Below are 1,718 nucleotides of genomic sequence, written 5' to 3'. Positions count from 1 at the left end.
AGTAATTATAAATAATCATTAAAGATGAAAAACTTTTTTGTTATTTTTTTCGGATTATTGTCATTTTCACTATTCGCGCAAAATGTTCCAATAAAAACTCACAAAAGCACTCTTTTTGAAGATGACTTTAAAAAATCTATTCTTGTATTAGGAGAAAAAACACAAGAGAATGAAATTATTTTAGTTCGATCTTATAAAGCAAGTGCAATATCACCATTGAACGGTTTTTATATAGAAAAATATGATGCAAATTTAAAACTCGTTAAAGAGTTTGAATTAAAGATGAAACATCCTTTATCTGAAAAAAACAATTTGGTTCTAGGTGTTTTTTATGCAAACAAAAAAGTAAACATCATCGAAATTTATTTTGATTTAAAAGAAAAAACATACATCTGTAGAAACAATATCGTTGATGATAATTTTAATTTAACCACAAAAGAGCTCTTTAGAATCACTAAAGAAAAGATGAAAGAACTGGGAAGTTTTAATTTGCAACAAAAGTTCTTTGAAGCAGGTAATAAAAATTTACCCGATGTAAATTCTGGAAATTTCAATACATCAACCGACAGGTTTTTAAGCTTTTCGCTTTTTGGTAATTCAACTAAACCTCGAGTTTACAGCAGCGACATAAGTATTGTCATTAACGAAAATAGAACTTCATACTCCATTATTTTAGATTATAAAAATGCAGAGCAAGAAGGTTTTTTATTATATCTATTTAATGCAGAATCGGAACAACTCTTTTTTAAAGAAGAGTTAATTCAGTCAAAGGAAAAAAATTATATACTTCAAAATTTTCAAGTTTCTGAAGATGGAAAAAGTGTTTATATCTTGGCCAAAAACTATAATAACAAGGTCAAAAAGTTAAAATATTCATTTGAACTATCTCAAATATCAGCTTCTGAAACAAAAATAAAAACCATTGAAATTGAGGATAAATTTATAAAATCCCTTAAACTCAACTTTTATAATAATTCGATTTATTGCATCGGATTTTATTCTGAAAAATCATATGAAGACAATGATGGTTTATGTTTTTTTAAATTTAATAAAGCCAATTTAGAATCAGAAAAAGTAAAGTTTAGCAAGTTTACGAATCAATTTATACAAGACAAATTCGGAAAAGAAACCGATAAAGACATCAAAGATTTAAAGATTAAAACCATTTTATTTGAAAATGATGCTATTATTTTAAACGCTGAAGAAGAATATGAATATACCAATAATTCACCAAACTCAAATGGTGCTGTAACTTATGTTTTTAATGATATTGTTAGTGTAAAATTAAATACTGATGGCGACTTGATTTGGTCAAGAAATATTAATAAAAAGCAATCTTACACATATTCAGATGATTCGTATATCTCCTATTTTTCGACAATTAAAAATGGATCTAGTTATGTTTTTATAAATGCTTCTGAAAAGATAAAAGAATTAAAAAATGAACGAGTAGAATTTAAAGATGTTAACCCCAATAAAGCAAATCTATATTTATTAACCATAGATTCTAGCGGTAATTTTACCTATCAGTTACTATTGAATGAAGATCAAATTGAGGTACCTTTTTCAGTTTCTAAAGGTATATTAATTGATAACTCCTGTTATTTCATGGGACGAAAAGGAAAGAAAAAACAACTTTTAAAAGTTACTTTGTAAACTTTAAATATCATATTATTATATTTTTTTTAATATTGTAATATCATATTATTATATTTTTT

The 1,718-nt window shown here is 25.2% G+C and carries 2 protein-coding genes (1 of these 2 running past the window's edge); both read left to right on the top strand.

Translation table 11 applies throughout. The features are described from left to right. A protein-coding gene (locus DIU01_RS05855; protein ID WP_290832419.1) for an enoyl-CoA hydratase-related protein crosses the window boundary here: on the top strand, positions 1-22 show its 3' end. It extends 740 nt beyond the left edge of the window; 22 of the gene's 762 nt are visible here — the last part of the coding sequence; its start codon lies off the left edge, out of view; it ends in the stop codon at positions 20-22. A gap of 2 nt (positions 23-24) precedes the next feature. Continuing rightward, positions 25-1,656, top strand: a complete 1,632-nt coding sequence (locus DIU01_RS05850) for a hypothetical protein (protein WP_290832417.1) — start codon at positions 25-27, stop codon at positions 1,654-1,656. Positions 1,657-1,718 lie beyond the last annotated feature (62 nt).

Source organism: Flavobacterium sp. (assembly GCF_003525665.1).
In the GTDB taxonomy this organism is placed as follows: Bacteria; Bacteroidota; Bacteroidia; order Flavobacteriales; family Flavobacteriaceae; genus Flavobacterium.
Note: the sequence above shows the minus strand (reverse complement) of the source record. Positions and strands in the feature narration are given on the sequence as shown.

Coding starts and splice junctions, on each gene's coding strand:
- DIU01_RS05850 (WP_290832417.1), top strand. CDS start 25: ATGAAAAACTTTTTTGTTATTTTTTTCGGATTATTGTCATTTTCACTA.